We start from the raw sequence: 20,834 nt of genomic DNA on the forward strand, positions 1-20,834 counted from the left end.
GCCATCTGGGCCCGCAACGCAACGCCACTTTTCCTGTCCAGGGGTGGAAAAATGCTTCGGATTTCTAATCACTATGTCTCACGGGTTGTGTTCGTGCTGCTGTTTGTCGAGGTGCTGATCCTGATTGGCTCGGCGTACGCGGGCGCGGCGCTGCGCGTCTACGAAGACGGCAAGACCTCGCTGCCGCCGCACCTGGACAATTTCCTGATCTCGGCGATCGCCTACGCCATCGCCATCGTGTTCAGCATGAGCGCGCTCGGCATGTACCAGCTCAACCTGACCGAAGGCTTGCGCAATCCCTTCTTCCAGAAGCTGTTGCCGTCCTTCGCGATGGGCTTTTGCATTTTGACACTGCTGTTCTATGTGGCGCCGAACCTGTATTTCGGGCGCGGCATCATGCTGCTGGTGTTCATGATCGGGGCGGGCGGGATCTTTGTGGCGCGCACGATTTTTTTCAAGACATCGGAAGCGCGCAAGTTCGAGTCGCGCATCCTGTTCGTCGGCGGCGGCGCCCTGGCCAACGAATGCCGCGAACTGGCCAACCGCGCCCAGGTCTACCACCGCTATGAAATCGCCGGCTTCATCGCCATGCCGTCGGAAGATTCGCGCGTGCCGGCTTCTGCTTTGCTGGAAGTGCGCGGCGACGAATCGCTGCTGACCCTGGCGCGCCGTCATGATGTCGAGGAAATCGTGGTGTCGGTGGAAAACCGCCGCGGCGGCGCCTTTCCGATCAAGGAACTGCTTGAGTGCAAACTGTACGGCGTGAAAGTGATCGATGCCGCCACCTTCTTCGAGCGCGAAACGAGCCAGATCCGGGTCGATTCGCTGCAGCCGAGCTGGCTGGTATTCGGCGGCGGCTTCGACCAGAGCTTCATCCGCATTTTCGTCAAGCGCACTTTCGACCTGGTGGTCAGCGCCACCTTGCTGGTGGTCTCGCTGCCGGTGATGTTCCTGACCGCGCTGGCCATTTTCATCGAAGACCGCGCACCGATCTTTTATCAGCAGGAACGGGTCGGCACGAATGGCGAAACCTTCAAGGTGCTCAAGTTCCGCAGCATGTACAACGATGCCGAAAAGGGCGGCAAGCCGCAGTGGGCCGCCCAGAACGATCCACGCGTCACGCGCGTGGGTAACTTCATCCGCAAATGCCGTATCGACGAGTTGCCGCAGATCCTCAATGTATTCAAGGGCGAGATGAGCTTCGTCGGCCCGCGCCCCGAGCGGCCCTACTTCGTGGAGCAACTGACCGAGCAGGTTCCCTACTACCACGTACGCCACAGCATCAAGCCCGGCATCACCGGCTGGGCCCAGGTGCGCTACGGTTATGGCGCATCTGTCGATGACGCGGTGCAAAAGCTCCAGTATGATCTGTATTATGTGAAAAACAACAGCCTGTTCCTTGACCTGCTGATCCTGATCGATACGCTCAAGGTCGTCATGGGCAGTCACGGGCGTTGACTGCGGCCTGCACCTTGGGGCGGGCGGCTGCGCCGGCCTCGCCCGGCAATTCGATCCACACCGGAAAGACGACGGGACCGGAATGCTGACCAACATCGCTACCTTTAGCTATTCCATTGCCGCGCTCGCGTTTGCGATGCTCGGCGCCGTGCTGGGCACGCGCTGGCGCAGCCGCCAGCACGCCTCGGTTCTGGCCAGCGCCTGCGCCCTGACGGTGCTGTGGAGCGGCGCGCTGGCGGCCCAGGCCTGGGGTACCCTGCCCCAGGCCTGGGCTGGCGAACTGCTGGAAGTGGCGCGCAACGGTGCCTGGACCGTGGTGCTGCTGTCGCTGCTGGGCCATTTCGAGGGCACCAGCTGGCGCCAGCTGCGCCGCACCCCGGCCCTGCCAGCGGTCGCCGTGCTGTACCTGCTGGTGCTGGCCGACAAGGTCTTGTCCGAATTCTATCCCGCCATACTGGGCCAGCAGAGCGGCATCCTGGGCGTGATGGCGCGCATCGGCATGGCCGTGCTCGGCATGCTGCTGGTCGAACAGTTGTACCGCAACAAGCCGGTGCAAGAGCGCTGGGCCATCAAGTTCGCCTGCCTCGGCATCGGCGGCATCTTCGTCTACGATTTCTATCTGTACAGTAACGCCCTGCTGATGCGCCAGGTCAATCCCGAGATCTGGTCCGCGCGCGGCGTGGTCAATGCCCTGACCGCGCCCCTGATCGCGGTGTCGGTGGCGCGCAGCGCCTCGTGGTCGACCCATATCGCCGTGTCGCGCCGCCTGCTGTTCCATTCGGCCGCCCTGTTCGGCTCGGCCGCCTACCTGCTGGCGATGGGCGCGGCTGGTTATTATCTGCGCTACTTCGGCGGCCAGTGGGGCTCGCTGATGCAAATGGCCTTCCTGTTCGGCGCGCTGGTGCTGCTGGCCGGCATTTTGTTCTCGGGCACCTTCCGCTCCTGGCTGAAAGTGTTCATCAGCAAGCATTTTTACAGCTATAACTACGACTACCGCGAAGAATGGCTGCGTTTTACGCGCACCCTGTCCGAAGCCGGCCCCAACCTGGGCGAACGCACCCTGCAAGCGGTGGGCGAGCTGGTGGAAAGCTCCGGCGGCATGCTGTGGATCCGGCGCGAAGCGGGCCGGTGCGAACCGGTGGCCAGCTGGCACTTGCCCGGCAGCGCGCCGGCGGAGCCGGACGACTCGGCCTTTTGCCGCTTCCTGGAATCGCGCCAGTGGGTGGTCGACTTGCAGGAATTTACCAAGGACCCCGACAAGTACGAGGGACTGGTGCTGCCCGAGTGGCTGGGTAAATTCCCGCGCGGCCGGCTGGTGGTGCCGCTGATGCTGCAGGGCCGCCTGTTCGGCTTCATGCTGCTGTTGCAGCCGCGCAGCGCCATCACCCTGAACTGGGAAGTGATCGACTTGCTCAAGATTGCCGGCAGCCAGGCCGCCAGCTATCTGGCCCAGCATGAAGCGGCCAGCGCCCTGATGCTGGCGCGCCAGTTCGAGTCCTTCAACCGCATGTCGACCTTCGTGGTGCACGACCTGAAGAACCTGGTGTCGCAGCTGGGCTTGCTGATCCCGAATGCCGAAAAGCACAAGGACAATCCCGAGTTCCAGCGCGACATGCTCGAAACCGTGACCTTGTCGGTGCAAAAGATGCGCCTGATGCTGCAAAAGCTCAGCCGCAGCGCCTCGCAGGAGCGCCCGGCCCCGCTCCCGATCGAAAAACTGCTGGCCCAGGCGGTCGCCAACAAGGCCGCCTTCGAGCCGCGCCCCCTGCTCACGATCAGCGAGCCGCGCCTGCACGTGGTGGCCGACTGGGAGCGGCTGGAACGGGTGGTGGGCCACCTGATCCAGAACGCGATCGAAGCCACGCCCAAGGAAGGCCAGGTGGCAATCACGCTCAGCCGTGCGGACGATTCGGTTATCATCGAGATCCGCGACACCGGCGAAGGCATGAGCGAAGAATTCATCCGCGAGCGCCTGTACAAGCCGTTCGAATCGACCAAGTCGGCCGGCATGGGTATTGGCGCCTTCGAGAGCCGCGAATACATCCATGAACTCGGCGGCAGCCTGGCGGTGAGCAGCACGCCACCGCGCGGCACCACATTCAGAATCACCCTGCCCCTGTGCCAGCAGGACATCCAAACTGTCGACAGAGCCGCGTGACGGCCAGAGGATCGCTGTGACCCAAAACAAAATGAAGATGCTGATCATCGAAGACGACCCGGGCCTGCAAAAGCAGCTGCGCTGGTGCTTCGATGCCTACGAGGTGGTGGTGGCGGGCGACCGCGACGCCGCGCTGGCCCAGGTGCGCCGCCACGAGCCGGCGGTGGTGACCATGGACCTGGGCTTGCCGCCCGATCCGGACGGCGCCACCGAAGGCCTGGCCACCTTGCGCCAGATCCTGGCGCTGGCGCCCGATACCAAGGTCATCGTCCTGACCGGGAACCAAAACCATGCGCACGCGGTCGAAGCAATTGGGCTGGGTGCGTACGACTTCCATCAGAAGCCGTTCGACCCCGAAATGCTGGGCCTGGTGGTGCAGCGCGCTTTCTATCTGCATGCGCTGCAGCAGGAAAACCGCTGCATGCGCCAGTCGCAGGCCGATTCGCCGCTCAGCGGCGTGATCAGCCGCGACGCCGGCATGCAGCGCGTGTGCCGCAATATCGAAAAAGTGGCGCCGACCTCGGCGTCGGTGATGGTGCTGGGCGAAAGCGGTACCGGCAAGGAAGTGCTGGCGCGTGCGCTGCATCAGTTGAGTCCGCGCGCCAACCAGCGCTTCATGGCAATTAACTGCGCGGCGATTCCGGAGAACCTACTGGAAAGCGAACTGTTCGGCTACGAAAAAGGCGCCTTCACGGGCGCGGTCAAGCAGACCAAGGGCAAGGTCGAGCTGGCGCACGGCGGTACCTTCTTCCTCGATGAAGTGGGCGATCTTCCGATGTCGCTGCAAGCGAAGTTGCTGCGCTTTTTGCAGGAGCGCGTGATCGAGCGCGTCGGCGGGCATGAAGAAATCGCGGTCGATGTGCGCATCGTGTGCGCGACGCACCAGAACCTCAAGGCCTTGTCGGCCAGCGGGCGTTTCCGCGAGGATTTGTATTACCGCCTGTCGGAAATCGTGGTCACCATTCCGCCGCTGCGCGACCGGATCGGCGACGCGGCGCTGCTGGCCCACCATTTCAAGAACAAGTTCTGCGCGCAGGAATCGCGCCCGACCTTGCATTTCAGCCAGGAAGCCATCGGCGTGATCGAAAGCTATCCATGGCCGGGCAATGTGCGCGAGATGGAAAACTGCATCAAGCGCGCCATCATCATGGCCGATGGGCCGCAGATTACCGCGGACGATTTGGGATTGTCGGCCTCGGCCGAGCCGGAGCAGCCGATCAACCTGCGCCAGGTGCGCGACGAAGCCGAGTATGCGGCCATCGTCAAGGCGCTGGCGCGGGTCGATGGCAACATCGTGCGCGCGGCGGAGTTGCTCGGGATTAGCCGGCCGACCTTGTACGATCTGATGAGCCGGCACGCGATCAAATCGGCGGCGGCGGGCGCGTAAGGGCGCTCATCCGCGCGCTGGCGGGCCTGGCGTCGGGGCGCTTCCGCCTCGACAATGCCATTGCGCCAACGGCCAGATAGTACATGGCCATTACCAGGGCGACGTAGCCGAACGCGTCGCCCGCGTCCGCGACCAGCAAGGTGGCGGCACCGGGCAGAACGATGGTTCCCGAGATGATATCGAAAATGGGATGTTCGCTAAACAGGCTCAGCATGTCGGAGACGACCCTCGCCGCCAGCAAACAGAAAAATACCGTTGAAAATGTCATGTCCGGACTATGCCAAGGGCGCGATAAGCTGATACATGGAGACCGGCCCTTCGACACTGGCGCAAATCAGGAAGGCGTGGAGCTGCGCTCTTCGAACTTGTGAATATAGCGTTGTGCAACGGACGAGCCCAATTTCACCGCATCTTGCATGATATCGAGACCTCTGACCGGGTCTTTTTCCACGCCCAAGCCATCATAAAAGGCCGCGCCGAGATAGAAGATGGCATCAGCATTACCCTGCTCGGCAGCCTTCAGAAACCACGCCACCGATTCCTTGAAATCCTGCGCCACGCCTTCGCCATTCAGATACAGCACGCCCAGTTCATACTGGGCCGACGCCAGGCCGGCCTGCGCCGCTTTCGTTATCCATTCCAACGCCTGCGCCATGTCGGGCTGGCAACCGTAGCCCTTCATGTAGTACAAGCCCACGTCAAATTGCGCCCATACGTTGCCGGCCTCGGCGGCAGCCCGCATCAGGGCAAGGGACCGTTCCTGGTCTGGAGCACAACCCCAGCCGTTGTGAAGAAACAGCGCCAGCCCGTACATGCCATCCACATTTTTCTGCTAAGCGGCGCGTTCCATCCACGGAAAGGCCGCAGTTGCATCGTCGAATGACTGATGCAAGGTTTTCGCATAGTCGACCTGGGCCTCGGCGTTACCGCTCAGGGCTGCCAGTTTCAACGACGCCAGGGCCGCTTCCCGCACGGGGATCTGAAGCTCATCGCTAATAAACTGCTGATGCGTTTCTTCGTTATTCTGCATGCTATTACTCCTTGAAAACCATAAGCGAAATATTCTCGTCAGCTGTTTTGCCCAATCACCGCCACATTACAGGGAGATTAATGGCTTGATTGACATTATTTTTGCGCCGGTGTGCGCTGTAATGACTCATCTATTTGTGCGGAGCCCGATATCCTTTTTGCCAGCCACCTCCTGCATAAAATCCGGCCCCGCAAACGTCCACGGGATCACCCATCCGGCACAAGCGAGCAGCACCTGCGTGATATCGCCGAAGCGCCCCGGCAAGTCTTGCTGCGACCACTCCAGCCAGAATACCACCGCGCCAATGAACACCGTGCCGATGACCATGACCGGCTGGCGGTGCCCGATCGGCGTCGTCAATCGCGCCAGATAGGCAATCGCAAAAAACGGCCAGAAAATGTCGAGGATGTTTTGCAGCCCCGACAGCGAGCGCATCTGCCCCACCAGCGGAATCCAGTTAAAACCATACACCATCCCATCCGGCCCCGGCGCCAGTTCGCTGATGACGAAACCGGCGCCGATCAGCACCACGCCCATCCACGCCGCGCGCCGCATGCGGCTGGCCAGGAGCAGGAACATCCACGCGGCACAGGCGCCGGCGACCGCTTCGAGCGACAACTGGCGCCCTTCGATGATGATCTTGAGCAGGAGCACGCAGGCAACGAGCGAGCCGAACAGCAGCAAGGCTGGCTTGCCTTCGCGCGTGAGGGTGCGCGCCAGCATGCCCAGGCCGGCAAGATAGCAGGCGTAGGTCAGCATCTGCGCCATCTCCATCGCCTGCGGCTGGTGCAGCGAGCGGTACAGCAGCGCCAGCCCGTTGCGCAGCTGTCCCATGTCGAAGGTCGGCACCAGCGGGCTGGTTTGCGACAAGGCCCACAGCGCCAGCGCCGCAAGGCCCAGGTTGGGCAAGGTGCCGCGCCGCAGCCAGTGCGCGCGCCAGGCCGCCAGGCGCGGCCCGGCCAGGGTGTCGCCGTGCAGCAGGGAAGCGAGCACGCCGCCGGCCATGCTGCCAGCAATATTCAATACCAGGTCGATGCGCGAAGCGTCCCGGCTCGGCAGGAATTGCTGGATCGATTCCATCGCCAAACTCAGCATGCCGCCGGCCACGCCCGCCGTCACCAGCGCCACGCCGAAGCGCGTGCTGCGCATCAGCCAGGCCACCATGAACAGGCCGAACGGCATGTAGGCCAGCACGTTCTGGACCAGGTCGGCCTTTTCCACGCGCACGTGGCCGCCAAACAAAAAGCCGAACAGGGGCGCGCGCGGCTCGCTCCAGCCGGCGAACGGATACAGGCTGCCGTAGACGATCAGGACGACAAAGACCAGGACCAGGCGGCGCATCGGGTGCGCCTCAGCCTTGGCCGCGACGGGGGCGGCGCTGCGGCAGCGGGCCCGTCATTGCGCGGGCTCGTCCCATTTGCCGGCCTCGACCAGCTTGTTCTTGAGTCCCGGCAAAGGAAAGCCGAGTTCATACGCCTTTTTGGCGTGCAGGCGGGCCTTGTCGTACTCTTTTTTCCTGAGATAGGCCAGCCCGGTGTTGTAATTGATGGTCGGGTCTTCCGGCTGCAATTCGACCGCGCTGGTGAACATATTGACGGCTTCGTTGGTCTTGCCGAGCGATAGCAGATAACTGCCGTAGGTGGCGCGCACGGCGGCATCATCCGGCGCGAAGCGGATCGCGCGGTTGAAATAGCATTCCACCGGCCACTTGGTTGCGGGCACCTTCACCTGCTTGTCGCGCAGGCTGACCATGGCCAGGGTGGCCAAGGCGCGCGCATGGTTGGGAATGGCGCGCAGGGTGTAGTCGAGGTCGCCGCCGAGATAGCTGGTATTGCCCTTGATGCCGGCCTCGACTTCGGGCGTGAAGTGGGCGCCCTCGACGATTTCGAGGTTGACCTGGCCGCGCTTGCGGTAATCGAGCGGGCCGTAGTGATTCTTCAGTTCGCCGCAGTAATTGAGCGCCTGGGCGCCGGTCGAGGTCAGCAGCACGGTGCCGGCTAACAGGTAGGGCAATAGTTTCATCGATATCCTTTGATCTGGCATGAAGGCGGCCGCGCGCTTACCACGAGCGCAGCCAGTCGCCGGTCCAGCCCAGCACCTGGTCTTTCCACACGCGGCGCGAAAACGTGTGGTCGGCCTCGGGCAAGGTCTGGCGCGACACCTGCGGCGCGGCCAGCAAGCCTTGCCACTTGTCCGACCCGGCGGCGGTGTCGAGAAATTCCTGGGCGGTCAGGTCGGCGCCGCTGATAATCAACAGCACTTTACCGCGAAAACGCGCCAGCCCGGCCTGCATGCGGTCCGGCAGCGATGCCGGCGCGGCAGCGGCGGCGCCGGATGCGCCACCCTTGCCCCTGCCGAACGCGGCGCCGGCGATGCGCAGGAACGAAGCGGCGGCGGCAGCCACATTGAATTGGCCGCGCAGGATCTTTTTCCACAGTTCCGGGTCAAACAATCGGGCGCGGTAATAGTGCTTGATGGTGGCCTTGGCATGGCCGCCGCTGGTGCGCACCCACGGGTTGAGCAGCACCAGCCCGGTCACGCGCGGATCGTCGGCGGCGTAGAAAATCGCCGCCGAGGCGCCGTCGCACAAGCCCCAGATGACCACTTCTTCAACGCCGGGCAGGGCCTTGAACAAGTTGTCGACAGCGGCGCGCAGGTCGTCGCCGACCACGTCGAAGTCGCGGATGGCGCCGTGGCTGTCACCCATGCCGCGATAGTCGAAGCGTAGCGACGCGATCCCCTGCGCCGCCAGCCCGCGCGCGAGCGTGGTGAACTGGCGGTGGCTGCCGACCCGGTACTGCGGGCCGCCCACCACGATCAGCAGCGCGCGCCTGGCCGGCTGCGCCGGCACGCTGACGATGCCGAACAGCGCATCGCCGCCGCAGTCGAAGCTGAGCACATCTTCACGATAGTCCATGCGGCGCTCCTTGAAACAGGGCCGACGTGGCCGCCAGCAGCTCGGGCGACTCGGCGATTTCCTGGGTCGACCAGAATGGCGTGCAGCTCACTTGCTGCAAGTGCAGGTCCACGCCGGCTTCGCGCCAGGCATCGGCCAGGCGCGCCACGGCCGGCGTGAGCGGACGCTCGGCCGCGGCCGAGGTTTCCATCCAGTGCACCGGGCAGCCCAGCGGTGCAAGCTTGGCCGCGTCCTTGCTGTCGATGGCGGCGGCCAGCGCCGGGGCGATTTCATAGCCCGCCACTTCGAGCATCTCGCCACCGAGCAGCGTGGCGCGCAAGGCGGCCGTGCCGGTGCTTTTATCGGTTTTTTTGGCGTCGCCGCCCTCGGCCAGCATGGCGTTGGCGGTGAGCAAGCGCAGGAACTGGGTCAGGAAGGTGGCGCCGTTTTGCACCGGTTGCCACAGCACCAGCTGCGCCAGCGGATGACGCGCCGTGTGCGCATAGTCCAGCGCCAGCAAGGCGCCCAGCCGCAGGCCCCACACGGTCAGCGGCGCCGACAGGCGGGCCGAGAGCCAGCCGCAGCCGGCGGCCAGGTCCTCTTTCCAGATTTCCCAGCGGGCATCGGCAAATTCGCCGCTGCTGTCGCCGCTGCCGTACAGGTCGAGCTGCAGCACGCCGTAGCCCTGCGCCGCCAGCGCGCGCGCCTGCAGGGCGGCCATGCGGCGCGCCTTGTTCATTTCGTCGCCGAAAGGATGCACGTACAGGACCGCGCCGTGGCAGCGCGGCCCGGCGGGCGGGTGGAACAGGCAGAAACGTTGTCCCAAGTCCGTCTGGAGAAAGAAGGGCTCGGCGCCCGGCGGCTTGGGATGGGCCGTCATCAGGCCAGTTTTTGCTTCACGAACGCGTTCAGGCTGCCCAGCGTCTCAAAGGTGCTGGCGCTGATTTCATCGTCGTCGATGGTGATGCCGAAGTGTTCTTCGAGCGCGGCCATCAGGTTCACCACCGCCATCGAGTCGAGCTCGGGGATGCTGCCCAGCAGGGCCGATTGTTCGTTCAATTCCTTGCCGGCATCGCCCAGGCTGAGCACGTCGGTGAGGATGGTTTTGATGTCTTCGAGATACATGGAAATCCTAAATAATTGAATGCTGATACAGTCGGGGAGATCGCGACATGGTACACGGGCCTCGCCTGATCAGTCCAGACCGCCACTGCGCGTGCGCGGCCGCTAAACCGTGTCGCCATTGCGCCGCAAATTTTGCATCATGCGCAGCATGAAACGGAACTGGCTGCGGTCCCACGGCGTGAAGCGGGGCAGCTGGAACAGGTCGCCCCCCGGCCGCGCCGCGCCCCACGAGGTCGACACTGCCGCGTCGAACCCCAGTTCCTTCACGATGGCCACATGCTCGGCCAGGTAATCCTGTCCCGGTTTGCCGTTCGGATAGGCAAACAGCCGCACGGGCGCACCAATGATCGCTTCCAGCGCAGCCTTGCCATCGGCAATTTCCTTACGCGCCCCGGCCGCATCCATGCGCGCAACGATCGGATGGTTCACCGTATGCGCGCCGATCTCCATGCCGGCCCGGTGCAGCTGGCGCACCTGCTCGGAGCTCATCATCAGGTTGTCGGGCAGCGCGACCGGCACCAGCGCGCACAGCGCCGCCACCTGGCGCAGGCGCTCGTCGAGCGGCAAGTACTTGAGCGCACCCAGCAGGGTCGAAATTGCCGCCTGCCGGCTGGCCACGGTATCGAGCACGAACTCGCCCTGCCCGGCCGGCCGCAGATCGATCCGCTCCGGCGCCCGGCGGATCAGCTCGATCACCGTGTCGTTCCACATGCGCCCGCCGTTCAGGAAGCCGCTGGCGATGAAAAACGTCGCGTGCACGCCATGCCGCTGCAGTATCGGCAAGGCGATCTCCGCATTGTCGGCATAGCCATCGTCAAACGTGATGCACGCGGCGCGCGGCGGCAGCTTGCCAGCCCTCAAGCCGCGCACGCCATCGGCCAGCGAGATGATATTGAAGCACTGTTTCAGCTGGGTCAGCTGCGCATCGAAGCGGCGCGCGTCGACTTCGTCCGGAAAAATCGCATCCTGCTGCGGCAGGACCCGGTGAAAGATCAGGATCGACAGCCGCTGGCGCGCGCTGCCCAGGAACCCCAGATGGCGCATGGCGTGGCTGGCCATGCCGGCCCAGGCCGGACCGGCGGGGCCGGAATCGAAGCGGTCGGTGCGCTGTAACGGCATGGAACGGACTTTCTTAGTGAATAGGGTCATGACGCGGCCGGACGCGGGGCCTGGGCCTGGGCCTGGGTCTCGGCCTCGATCCGGGCAAGGCGGGCCGCATCGCGCGCGGCCGCCTTGGCCGCAGCCGCCTCGGCCTCGAGCGCTTTCTCGACGATGTAACCGGTGCTCACCACGGCCGCCATCAGGTAATACGGCACGTCGTAATACAGCAGACTGAGGAAGGCGCCGCCCACGCCGAAGCCAATCAGGCTCACCTGGATCATGCGGGCAAGATCCCCGGCCCATGTAAAGTCCTCCCTTTTCGCCGTCATGCGCACTATCCAGGCCGCCTTGCGCCAGGTGAGGAAAGCCAGCAATAAATACAGCCCCAGTCCGACAAAGCCATGCTCGCCCAGCGCCTGGAAATAGATGCTGTGGGCGGCGTGCACATCGTCCGGCACCGGCGCGTACAGCTCGAAGGCGGTACGGTTGTAGATTTCAAAGCCGCCGCCGAGCGGGCGGTCCAGCGCCAGGTGGTAGGCCATGTACCAGGCATTGATGCGCCCCATGGCCGAACTGTCTTCCTTGTAGGTATTGATGGTCTCCATGCGCGACGACCACTTATCGGGCATGAAGGTGATCGCAATCGGCACGATCAGCACCATCAGGCCGCCCAGCAACAGCTTCTTGGGGCTTTTCAGCCACAGGAAGAACAGCATCGCCGCGATCCCCACCAGCGCCCCGCGCGAATACGAACCGAGCGCGGCGAATGCGCACAGCAGGATCGACGCGGCCATGCCCCAGCGCACCCATTTCTTTTGCGCCTGCATATACAGGAAGGCCATCACCGGAATGATGGTGATGAACGCCAGCGCGACTTCGTTATTGCCCTCGATATAGCTGCCCTGCGGCCCCCACACGATGCTGCCGCCGCCCGTGGCCACGGTAAAGATGCCGCCCTTGACCCCGTAATAGCCGAGCGAGCCGACCAGGGTCCAGATCAGCAGCTTGACCTGCTCTTTTGTCTTGATGAGCATGATGGTGGCGAAGGTCATCAGCATGATCTTCGCCACGCGGTTGAGCATCACCACCGATTCGTTCGGCCACATCGAAAAAATGGTGGTCAGGCCCATCCACGCGCTGAAGGCCATGAGCGTGACCACAATCGGCGTCATGGGCAGCTTTTTGGGGTCCTTGGTGACCAGCAGGCCAATCAGGGTGACGCCGGCGATAATCGCGGCGAACGGAAAGGAGTAGGCGAAGCCCCAACTGAGCCTGTGCGGATTCATCACGCTGATCCACACCCACATCAGCACGCCGATATACGGGCGCTTCAGGATAAACGGTAGCGAGCCGAAAACAACCAGCGTAATGACTAGGTCTCTCATGGACGATCTGGTGAAGAATTAGGCTAAGGTATCAGGCTAAGCGGCCGTAATGGAATTCGCTTAAGTAATATGTAATTGATATTGTTAGTGTTCAAGTGGTAAGATTGTACTTGAACTTCCTCCAAATATCGCTTGCAGAGAAAAATTGTTCTCCGCACAATTTGGCTAGCGTCTTTACTTGGCGCAAGTCGCCCCCTTTTCGTCCCGAACAGCAACGTTTTGGCTTCCAGCCGTACGCAAGGTTTCAATGAGTGACTTGATCCACGACTTCATCTTCCGCTCAGCCGGCCGCACCCCACAAGCGGAGGCGCTGGTTTATGGCAGCCGCCGTCTGGATTACGCAACACTTGCAGATTCTATACGGCAAGTCTCGACAACCGTGCTCGGTCTTGGCCTGGGCCGTGGCGAGCGGCTCGCGGTATATCTCGAAAAAAACATCGAGAACGTGGCCGCCATGTTCGGCGCCGCTGCCGCCGGCGGCGTGTTCGTTCCCGTCAATCCCCTGCTCAAGCCCGAACAGGTCGCCTACATCCTGGCGGACTGCAATGTGCGCATCCTGGTCACCTCGGCCGACCGCCTGAAATTGCTGGCCGCCGCCCTCGGCGCCTGCCCGGACCTGCACACCGTCATCGTCACCGGCAACATCGACAACGCGCCCGCGCTCGAACGCATCACGGTACTGGCCTGGGACGCCGCCCTGGCTGCCGCCGTGCCCGCCACTCCGGCGCGCAATATCGATACCGACATGGCCGCCATCCTGTACACCTCGGGCAGCACCGGCAAGCCAAAAGGCGTGGTGCTATCGCACCGCAACATGGTGGCCGGCGCCAACAGCGTGGCCAGCTACCTGGAAAATACGCCGGCCGACCGCATCCTGGCCGTGCTGCCATTGAGCTTCGACTATGGCCTGAGCCAGTTGACCACCGCGTTTTCCGTGGGCGCCACGGCCGTGCTGATCAACCACCTGCTGGCACGCGATATTTTGAAAGCCGTGGAAGCGGAGCGCATCACCGGCCTGGCTGCGGTGCCGCCGCTGTGGATCCAGATCGCGCCCCTGCCCTGGCCGGCCGGCTGCACCCTGCGCTACCTCACCAATTCCGGCGGCGCCATGCAGCGCCCCACGCTGGACGCGCTGCGCCGCGCGCTGCCGAATGCCCAGCCGTTTTTGATGTACGGCCTGACCGAAGCCTTCCGCTCGACCTACCTGCCGCCGTCGGAGCTGGAGCGCCGCCCCGATTCGATGGGCAAGGCGATCCCGAACGCCGAAGTGATGGTGTTGCGCCCAGACGGTACCGAATGCGATCCCGGCGAAGCCGGTGAACTGGTGCACCGCGGCGCGCTCGTCGCGCTGGGCTACTGGAACGACCGCGCCAAGACCGCCGAGCGCTTCAAGCCGGTGGTGTCAAGCCATCACGGCCTGACCCTGACCGAAATGGCGGTGTGGTCGGGCGACACCGTGCGCAAGGATGAAGACGGCTTCCTGTATTTCATCAGCCGCAACGATGAAATGATCAAGACGTCCGGCTACCGGGTCAGCCCCTCCGAAGTCGAGGAAGTGATCTACGCGCGCGACGGCGTGGCCGAAGCGGCCGCCATCGGCCTGGCCCACCCCACGCTGGGCCAGGCCATCGTCGTCATCGCGCACCCGAAGGAAGGCAGCGCATTGACCGCCGAAGCCCTGCTGGCGGCCTGCAAGCCGCACCTGCCAGCCTACATGCTGCCGGCGCGCGTGATCATCTCGCCCGAGAGCCTGCCGCGTAACCCGAACGGCAAAATCGACCGCAAACTCTTGAGCGTACAAATGGAACAGCTGTTTATGGAAGCCGCAAAGGAAACCAATTCGTGAGCGCCCCCCGTCCGCAACACGCGCCGCTGGCGCAATTCGAGGTCGAGGGCGATTGCCTGCAGATCGGCGGCATGCCGCTCACGCGCCTGGCCGAACGGGTCGGGCGCACGCCCTTCTACGCCTACGACCGCGCCAAGCTGACCGAGAGGGTCGAACTGCTGCGCCGCCACCTGCCGCCCGAGATCCATCTGCACTACGCCATGAAGGCCAATCCGATGCCGGCCGTGGTCCAGCACATGGCCACCCTGGTCGACGGCATCGACATCGCCTCCGGCGGCGAACAGCGTGTGGCGCTCGACACGCCCATGGCGCCGCATCTGGTCAGCTTCGCCGGGCCGGGAAAAAGCGACACGGACCTGAGCTGCGCGATTGCCGCCGGCGTGGTGCTGAACATGGAGTCGGAAGCGGAGATGGAGCGCATCGCTGTCATCGGCCGCCGCCTGTCGGTCAAGCCGCGCGTGGCGGTACGGGTCAATCCCGACTTCGAACTCAAATCGTCGGGCATGAAGATGGGTGGCGGACCAAAGCAGTTCGGCGTGGACGCCGAGCGCGTGCCGGCCATGCTGGAGCGCATCCGCGAACTGGAACTCGACTTCCAGGGCTTCCACATCTACAGCGGCTCGCAAAACCTGAAGGCCGCATCGATCCAGGAAGCGCACGAGAAAACCTTCGCGCTGGCGATCCGCCTGGCCGCGCACTGGCCCGGCCCCCTGCGCACGCTCAACATCGGCGGCGGCTTCGGCATTCCCTACTTTCCCGGCGAAGAACGGCTCGACCTGGCCGCCGTGGGCGAGAACCTCAAGCGCATCCTGCCCGACGTGCGGCGCGACCTGCCCGACACCGAGATCGTGATCGAACTGGGACGCTACCTGGTGGCCGAGGCGGGCATTTACGTCAGCCGCGTGATCGAGCGCAAGGAGTCGCGCGGGCAGGTCTACCTGGTCACCGACGGCGGCCTGCACCACCACCTGGCTGCATCGGGCAACTTCGGCCAGGTGATCCGCAAGAACTACCCGGTCGCCATCGGCAACCGCATGAACGCCGACGAGCGCGAAACCGTGTCCGTGGTCGGGCCTCTGTGCACCCCGCTCGACCTGCTGGCCGACCAGATGTCGCTGGCCAAGGCGGACGTCGGCGACCTGGTGGTCGTGTTCCAATCCGGCGCATATGGCCTGTCCGCCAGCCCGGTTGCCTTCCTGAGCCATCCCGTGGCGCTGGAAGTGCTGGTCTGATGCCATAATCCGCAACCAACGAATAAAACCCAACGAACAAATAAAAATCAACACAAGCGCGAGGAATGCAATGACTGAATTTTCCGGGAAGCCGCAGTGAGCGGGCTGTGTGGATGGATCGGCCACGGCGCCAGTGCCGCTGACAACCAGGTCCTGATCGAGGCCATGGCAGTGCCGCTGGCCGCCTTCGACAAGACCGATATCAGCACCCTGCAAGCCTCGCGCAGCGCGCTGGCGGTGGCCGCGCGCGCCGCCAGCGCCCATGTTTACCAAGGCGATGGCCTGCTGGTGGCCGTGTGGGGCGAACCGGAACTCAATGACGGTGCCGACGCGCAGGGCCAGCAAGATGGACTGGGCGAGCGCGTGGCCCGCCTGTGGCGGCGCGACCCTGATGCCGTCTGCGCCAAACTGAGCGGCGCCTTTGCGCTCGCCATCCTCGACAACGCCAATGGCGACGCCCTGCTGGCGATCGACCGCATGGGCACCCACCAGCTGAGCTACCAGACGGCGGGCGAAGCGCTGGTGTTCGCCACCTCGTCGGACGCGCTGATCCGCCATCCACTCACGCCCGGAGCGATCGATCCGCAAGGCTTGTACAACTACGTCTACTTCCACATGGTCCCGGCACCGGGCACCGTGTACCGCGGCCAGCAACGCCTGCTGCCGGGCGAATGCCTGCGCTTCAAGCAGGGCCGCGTGGAAAAGCGCGCCTACTGGCGCATGGTGTTCGACGAACAGCCGCAGCACGCGTTCGAAGACCTCAAGCAGCAGTTCCGCGATCTGCTGCGCAGCAGCGTGCGTGACGCCGCCGGCAAGCAGCCGTATGGCGCGTTCCTCAGCGGCGGCACCGACAGCTCCACCATCGCCGGCATCATGCGCGAGCTTGACGACAAGCCGGTCAACACCTATTCGATCGGCTTCGAGGCCGAAGGCTACGACGAAATGTCGTACGCGCGCCTGGCGTCGAAACACTTCGGCACCAGCCATCACGAATACTACGTCACCCCGGACGACGTGGTGGCCGCCATTCCGCGCATCGGCGCGGTGTTCGACCAGCCCTTCGGCAACGCCTCGGCGGTGCCGGCGTTCTACTGCGCGCGCCTGGCGCGCGCCGACGGCGTCACCCGCATGCTCGGCGGCGATGGCGGCGACGAACTTTTCGGCGGCAACGAGCGCTACTCCAAGCAGCACGTGTTCGCCCTGTACGACAAGGTGCCCGGCCTGCTGCGCAAGGCGCTGCTGGAACCGGCCGTCTTCAATTTCCCGGCGGGCGAGCGCCTCAAGCTGATTCGCAAGGCGCGCAGCTACATCGAGCAAGCCTCGCTGCCTATGCCGGCGCGCCTGGAAACCTACAACCTGCTGGGCCGCTTCGGCCCCTCGCAAGTGTTCACCGGCGCATTCCTGGCCAGTGCGGATGTGGGCGCGCCGCTGGCCAGCCTGTCGCACACCTACGCCCAGAACGACGCATCGAGCCTGATCAACCGCATGCTGGCGCTCGACCTGAAAGTCACCCTGGCCGACAACGACCTGCCGAAAGTGATCAAGGCGTGCGAGCTGGCGGCGATGGAAGCGGCCTTCCCCTTCCTGTCCGACCAGATGGTCGGGTTCTCGGCGCGCCTGACGGCCAAACAGAAACTCAATGGCACCCAGCTGCGCTACTTCTTCAAGGAAGCGCTACGCGGCTTCCTGCCCGACGAAATCATCACCAAGCAAAAGCATGGCTTCGGCCTGCCGTTCGGCGTGTGGCTGCAAAAGCACAAGCCGCTGCAGCAGCTCGCGCTCGACAGCCTGTCCGACCTCAAACAACGCCAGATCGTGCGTCCGGAATTCATCGACGCGCTGGTCGGCCAGCACCTGAACGAGCACGCCGGCTACCACGGCACCATGGTGTGGGTCCTGATGATGATGGAGCAGTGGTTCAAGCAGCGCTCCGCACCGCAAAGCTGAAACCGATGCCCGAATACCAGCGTTTCGACGCCCTAGCATGTGAATTCCCCCGTCCGCGCGCGCCCCTGTTCCCCAGCCTGCGCTGGGCCGACCTGAGTCTTGGCGGCAGCGGCACGGTCGCTCCGGCCCTGATCGACGGCACCGCCGTGCGCCACTTCGCGCGCGGCCGCTACGCCATGCACGCGGCCTGCCAGGCGGCCGGCATCGGCCCGGGTACGGCGCTCCTGGTACCGTCCTACCATTGCCGCACCATGATCGACCCGGCGCTGGCGCTGGGCGGCACGGTGCTGTTCTATGAAGTCGACAGCGACCTGACGCCGCGCGTGGACAGCATCCGCGCCCTGCTGGCGCCGCGCGACCACGGCATCAAGGCGCTGGTGCTGCCGCACTACTTCGGCTTCGAGCAGCCGCCCGCGCTGCTGGCAGCCGTGATGGCCGTGTGCCGCCACCACGGCCTCATGTTCATCGAAGACTGCTCGCATGCGTGGCAGGTTGCCGCGAAACGCGCCCAGGGCGCGCAAGCGAATGCCGACCATGTACTGATGGCCAGCCCGTACAAGTTTTTCGGCTGCGAAGACGGCGGCGTATTGTGGGCCAACCCGGCCCTGTTCCCGATCACGCCACCGGCCCGCCCCGGCCTGCTGCGCGAAGCGAAAGCCTTCGCATCGGCGTGGTCGCGCAACCGCGCCGCGCGCGTCGACGCCACCGAGGCTGTGCCGCGCGACCCCGCGCTGCGCGGCCAGGACATCAGCGAACGCCACGACCGTCCGTCGGCCCTATACGAGCGCGCCATGGAAAACAAGAACAGCCTGGCCCTGTCGCGCTGGGTCATGCGGCGCACGCTGCTCGCGCCCCTGATCGAACAGCGCCGCCAGCATTACCGCCAGTGGCTTGAAGCGGTGGCCGGCGCGCACGGCGGGCAGGCCCTCATGCACGAGCTGCCGGACGACTGCGCACCGTACATGTTCCCGATCACGATCGCCGAACCGGACCCGGTGTTCTATCAATTGAAGCAGGCCGGCATGCCGATCTTCCGCTGGGACGACATGGCGGTGTCGAGCTGCACGGTGGCGCGCAACTACCGCCTGCACCTGCTGCACCTGCCCTGCCACCAGGGCTTGAGCGCGCAGCAAATGGCGTGGATGACGGCGCTGGTGGCGAAAGCGCTGGCATGAGCGGCTGGACCAGCGTGCCGCTGCAGCGCTCCCTCGGCGCGCACGGCGCGGCCTGGGACCAGTTGAACCGGCGCCTGTTCGGTGACCATCCACTCCTCACCACCCTCTTTATCGACGGCCTGCTGCAGCACTTCGGCGACGGCAGCGAGCACCTGTGCGCGTACCGGCGCGACGGCGTGATCGAGGCGATGTGCGTGATCAAGCCGCGCAACCCGCTGGTGTGGGCCAGCTTCCTGCCGCCGCAGGCGCAGATCGCAGCCACCCTGGTAGCCGATAGCGCGCTGCTGCCCTCGATATTGAGCAGCCTGCCCGGCATGGCGATCCAGCTCGACCTGCTGTGCAACGACCCGGCCGTGGGCGCCGTGCTGGCCGGCGCCACGCCGCGCCGGCATTTGCTCAATCACGCGCTGACGATGAAGATCGAGCTGGCGGGCAGCTTCGCCGGCTACTGGTCGTCGCGCTCCAAACAACTGCAAAGCAATATCAAGAAGCGCGAGAAGCGCCTGCTGGATAACGGCATCGACCAGCGCCGCGTGCACATCGGCGAGGCCGGCGAGATCGTCGCCGCCGTCGACCGCTACGCCGCGCTGGAGGGCGCCGGCTGGAAAGGCCGCAACGGCACCGCGGTCGGTTCCACCCCGGCCCAGCACCAGTTCTACCGCGACCTGATGCAGCGCTCCGCCGCCGACGGCCAGGCTTTTGTGTCCGAGCTGTGGTTCGGCGACACGCTGGCCGCCTCGCGCCTGATCCTGCGCCGCAACGGCGTGTACGTGATCCTCAAGACCAGCTACGACGAGCGCTTCGCCGACTACTCGCCAGGGCGCCTGCTGCTGCGCGACGTGATCGACCAAGCCTTCGCGGCCGGCCCGGGCGGCGCCATCGAGTTCTATACCGACGCCGACCAGAACCAGCTCGAATGGGCCACCGCCCAGCGCTGGATCCAGCACCGCACCCTGTACCGCTGGAACGTGGCCGAAGCGCTGGCGGTGTCGCTGCGCGCCTGGCGCAGCAACCCGCAAGCGTCCGACGGCCTGGCGGTGGAGGTGTTCGACCATCCCGACGCCCTTCCGGCCGACGTGCAGACCTTCATGACCAAGGCCGAAAAGCACAACGTGGCCTGCGGCCTGGCGTGGTACCGCAACCTGGTCGAGACGGTGTATCCGGACAATCCCGGCCTGCGCTTCTACGTGCTGCGCCAGGGCCAGCAACTGATGGCGGTGCTGCCGCTGCGCGCCGAAAAAGCCGGTGGCACCTGGCAACTGGCTTCGCTGTCGAATTTTTATACGAGCCTGTACGAGCCGGTGCTCGAACCGGGCCTGAAATCGCGCGAGATGGTGGCGGTACTGTCGGCCATCCAGGCCGAGTTTCCCGGGCTGGCGTCGCTGACATTGACGCCGATGGACCCGGCCTCGCATTCCTACCAGACCTTGCTGGGAGCGATGCGCATCAAGGGCTGGATCGCATTCGAGTATTTCACTTTCGGGAACTGGTACCAGCCGGTGAGCTGCGACTGGGCCAGCTATCTGGCGGCGCGCAGCGGACCGCTGCAAAACACCATCCGCCGCATGCGCAAGAAGTTCGCCGGCGATGGCGGCACCCTGGAAATCGTCACCAACACCAAGGAACTGCCGGTGGCGATTGCCGCCTACGAGAAGGTGTATGCGGCCAGCTGGAAAAAGCCCGAACCCTTCCCGGCGTTCACGCCAGGGTTGATGCAGGCCTATGCGGCCAAGGGCTTCCTGCGTCTGGGGCTGGCGTGGATCGATGGCGAGCCGGTGGCCGCGCAACTGTGGATCGTCTCGCACGGACGCGCCGAAATCTACAAGCTGGCCTACGACGAGCGCTTCAAGGGCTATTCGCCGGGGACCCTGATCACGGCCATGCTGCTGGAGCACGCGATCGACAAGGACAAGGTAAACGAAGTCGATTACCTGATCGGCGACGACGCGTACAAAAAAACGTGGATGAGCCACCGGCGCGAGCGCTGGGGCCTGGTGGCGTACAACCCCAAATCGCTGCGCGGCCTCACGGGACTGGCGCGCGAAGCGGCCGGCCGCGCCGCGCGGGGCGTGGCCGACCGGCTGATCTGACGAT

Annotated in this window: 18 protein-coding genes; 8 read left to right on the forward strand and 10 right to left on the reverse strand. The window is 64.7% G+C overall.

All coding sequences use genetic code 11. From position 1 onward, the window contains the following. Positions 1 to 51 precede the first annotated feature (51 nt). The 3 genes from F2P44_RS01445 to prsR all read left to right on the forward strand — a co-directional run bounded on the left by F2P44_RS01445 (position 52) and on the right by prsR (position 5,003). Positions 52 to 1,458 (forward strand): TIGR03013 family XrtA/PEP-CTERM system glycosyltransferase, encoded by a 1,407-nt coding sequence (locus F2P44_RS01445; protein WP_167084344.1) that lies wholly within the window; start codon positions 52 to 54, stop codon positions 1,456 to 1,458. A gap of 82 nt (positions 1,459 to 1,540) precedes the next feature. Beyond that, complete coding sequence (gene prsK, locus F2P44_RS01450; RefSeq protein WP_167084346.1) at positions 1,541 to 3,616, forward strand: XrtA/PEP-CTERM system histidine kinase PrsK; 2,076 nt, start codon at positions 1,541 to 1,543, stop codon at positions 3,614 to 3,616. A gap of 16 nt (positions 3,617 to 3,632) precedes the next feature. Next, on the forward strand, positions 3,633 to 5,003 hold the full coding sequence (gene prsR, locus F2P44_RS01455; protein WP_167084348.1) for a PEP-CTERM-box response regulator transcription factor: 1,371 nt from the start codon (positions 3,633 to 3,635) through the stop codon (positions 5,001 to 5,003). Here the strand turns inward: prsR and F2P44_RS01460 are convergent. From F2P44_RS01460 to F2P44_RS01505, 10 genes are all read right to left on the reverse strand, one after another. After that, the gene (locus tag F2P44_RS01460; protein ID WP_167084350.1) at positions 4,978 to 5,271 is read right to left on the reverse strand and encodes a hypothetical protein; all 294 of its coding nucleotides are present in this window, start codon (positions 5,269 to 5,271) and stop codon (positions 4,978 to 4,980) included. The genes prsR and F2P44_RS01460 overlap by 26 nt on opposite strands. 66 nt (positions 5,272 to 5,337) lie before the next feature. After that, on the reverse strand, positions 5,338 to 5,817 hold the full coding sequence (locus F2P44_RS01465; protein WP_229423332.1) for a tetratricopeptide repeat protein: 480 nt from the start codon (positions 5,815 to 5,817) through the stop codon (positions 5,338 to 5,340). Positions 5,818 to 5,835: 18 nt separating this feature from the next. Next, positions 5,836 to 6,033 (reverse strand): hypothetical protein, encoded by a 198-nt coding sequence (locus tag F2P44_RS01470; protein WP_167084354.1) that lies wholly within the window; start codon positions 6,031 to 6,033, stop codon positions 5,836 to 5,838. A gap of 126 nt (positions 6,034 to 6,159) precedes the next feature. Beyond that, entirely contained in the window at positions 6,160 to 7,374 is a 1,215-nt protein-coding gene (locus tag F2P44_RS01475; protein WP_167084356.1) for a VanZ family protein, read from the reverse strand. 54 nt (positions 7,375 to 7,428) lie between these two features. Then, a complete protein-coding gene (locus tag F2P44_RS01480; protein WP_167084358.1) occupies positions 7,429 to 8,055 on the reverse strand; it encodes a tetratricopeptide repeat protein in 627 nt (208 codons plus the stop codon). A gap of 37 nt (positions 8,056 to 8,092) precedes the next feature. Beyond that, positions 8,093 to 8,950 (reverse strand): hydrolase 1, exosortase A system-associated, encoded by an 858-nt coding sequence (locus F2P44_RS01485; protein WP_167084360.1) that lies wholly within the window; start codon positions 8,948 to 8,950, stop codon positions 8,093 to 8,095. Further along, the gene (locus F2P44_RS01490; RefSeq protein WP_167084362.1) at positions 8,937 to 9,809 is read right to left on the reverse strand and encodes a hydrolase 2, exosortase A system-associated; all 873 of its coding nucleotides are present in this window, start codon (positions 9,807 to 9,809) and stop codon (positions 8,937 to 8,939) included. The genes F2P44_RS01485 and F2P44_RS01490 overlap by 14 nt, the downstream gene beginning before the upstream one ends. After that, a complete protein-coding gene (locus tag F2P44_RS01495) occupies positions 9,809 to 10,054 on the reverse strand; it encodes an acyl carrier protein (protein ID WP_099873596.1) in 246 nt (81 codons plus the stop codon). The genes F2P44_RS01490 and F2P44_RS01495 overlap by 1 nt, the downstream gene beginning before the upstream one ends. 102 nt (positions 10,055 to 10,156) lie before the next feature. After that, positions 10,157 to 11,173: a polysaccharide deacetylase family protein gene (locus F2P44_RS01500; RefSeq protein ID WP_229423314.1), complete on the reverse strand. Its 1,017-nt coding sequence runs from the start codon at positions 11,171 to 11,173 to the stop codon at positions 10,157 to 10,159. A 26-nt stretch (positions 11,174 to 11,199) separates the two neighbouring features. After that, on the reverse strand, positions 11,200 to 12,540 hold the full coding sequence (locus F2P44_RS01505) for a putative O-glycosylation ligase, exosortase A system-associated (RefSeq protein ID WP_167084364.1): 1,341 nt from the start codon (positions 12,538 to 12,540) through the stop codon (positions 11,200 to 11,202). Between the two features lie 247 nt (positions 12,541 to 12,787). Here F2P44_RS01505 and F2P44_RS01510 point away from each other — a divergent pair, with 247 nt between their 5' ends. The 5 genes from F2P44_RS01510 to F2P44_RS01530 all read left to right on the forward strand — a co-directional run bounded on the left by F2P44_RS01510 (position 12,788) and on the right by F2P44_RS01530 (position 20,830). After that, positions 12,788 to 14,386 carry an acyl-CoA ligase (AMP-forming), exosortase A system-associated gene (locus F2P44_RS01510; RefSeq protein ID WP_167084365.1) on the forward strand — a complete coding sequence of 533 codons (1,599 nt, stop codon included), beginning with the start codon at positions 12,788 to 12,790 and terminating at the stop codon, positions 14,384 to 14,386. After that, on the forward strand, positions 14,383 to 15,618 hold the full coding sequence (locus F2P44_RS01515) for a pyridoxal-dependent decarboxylase, exosortase A system-associated (RefSeq protein ID WP_167084367.1): 1,236 nt from the start codon (positions 14,383 to 14,385) through the stop codon (positions 15,616 to 15,618). The genes F2P44_RS01510 and F2P44_RS01515 overlap by 4 nt, the downstream gene beginning before the upstream one ends. Positions 15,619 to 15,714: 96 nt before the next feature. Next, positions 15,715 to 17,565, forward strand: coding sequence for an asparagine synthetase B family protein (locus tag F2P44_RS01520; RefSeq protein ID WP_167084369.1), 1,851 nt, complete (start codon positions 15,715 to 15,717; stop codon positions 17,563 to 17,565). A 5-nt stretch (positions 17,566 to 17,570) separates the two neighbouring features. Further along, positions 17,571 to 18,740, forward strand: coding sequence for a DegT/DnrJ/EryC1/StrS family aminotransferase (locus tag F2P44_RS01525; protein ID WP_167084370.1), 1,170 nt, complete (start codon positions 17,571 to 17,573; stop codon positions 18,738 to 18,740). Next, entirely contained in the window at positions 18,737 to 20,830 is a 2,094-nt protein-coding gene (locus tag F2P44_RS01530; RefSeq protein WP_167084372.1) for a GNAT family N-acetyltransferase, read from the forward strand. Before F2P44_RS01525 ends, F2P44_RS01530 begins: the two co-directional genes overlap by 4 nt. Positions 20,831 to 20,834: the final 4 nt, after the last annotated feature.

The organism is Massilia frigida (assembly GCF_011682175.1).
In the GTDB taxonomy this organism is placed as follows: Bacteria; Pseudomonadota; Gammaproteobacteria; order Burkholderiales; family Burkholderiaceae_D; genus Telluria_A; species Telluria_A frigida.

Coding starts and splice junctions, on each gene's coding strand:
- F2P44_RS01445 (WP_167084344.1), top strand. CDS start 52: ATGCTTCGGATTTCTAATCACTATGTCTCACGGGTTGTGTTCGTGCTG.
- prsK (WP_167084346.1), top strand. CDS start 1,541: ATGCTGACCAACATCGCTACCTTTAGCTATTCCATTGCCGCGCTCGCG.
- F2P44_RS01460 (WP_167084350.1), bottom strand. CDS start 5,271: ATGACATTTTCAACGGTATTTTTCTGTTTGCTGGCGGCGAGGGTCGTC.
- F2P44_RS01465 (WP_229423332.1), bottom strand. CDS start 5,817: ATGTACGGGCTGGCGCTGTTTCTTCACAACGGCTGGGGTTGTGCTCCA.
- F2P44_RS01470 (WP_167084354.1), bottom strand. CDS start 6,033: ATGCAGAATAACGAAGAAACGCATCAGCAGTTTATTAGCGATGAGCTT.
- F2P44_RS01475 (WP_167084356.1), bottom strand. CDS start 7,374: ATGCGCCGCCTGGTCCTGGTCTTTGTCGTCCTGATCGTCTACGGCAGC.
- F2P44_RS01480 (WP_167084358.1), bottom strand. CDS start 8,055: ATGAAACTATTGCCCTACCTGTTAGCCGGCACCGTGCTGCTGACCTCG.
- F2P44_RS01485 (WP_167084360.1), bottom strand. CDS start 8,950: ATGGACTATCGTGAAGATGTGCTCAGCTTCGACTGCGGCGGCGATGCG.
- F2P44_RS01490 (WP_167084362.1), bottom strand. CDS start 9,809: ATGACGGCCCATCCCAAGCCGCCGGGCGCCGAGCCCTTCTTTCTCCAG.
- F2P44_RS01495 (WP_099873596.1), bottom strand. CDS start 10,054: ATGTATCTCGAAGACATCAAAACCATCCTCACCGACGTGCTCAGCCTG.
- F2P44_RS01500 (WP_229423314.1), bottom strand. CDS start 11,173: ATGCCGTTACAGCGCACCGACCGCTTCGATTCCGGCCCCGCCGGTCCG.
- F2P44_RS01505 (WP_167084364.1), bottom strand. CDS start 12,540: ATGAGAGACCTAGTCATTACGCTGGTTGTTTTCGGCTCGCTACCGTTT.
- F2P44_RS01510 (WP_167084365.1), top strand. CDS start 12,788: ATGAGTGACTTGATCCACGACTTCATCTTCCGCTCAGCCGGCCGCACC.
- F2P44_RS01525 (WP_167084370.1), top strand. CDS start 17,571: ATGCCCGAATACCAGCGTTTCGACGCCCTAGCATGTGAATTCCCCCGT.
- F2P44_RS01530 (WP_167084372.1), top strand. CDS start 18,737: ATGAGCGGCTGGACCAGCGTGCCGCTGCAGCGCTCCCTCGGCGCGCAC.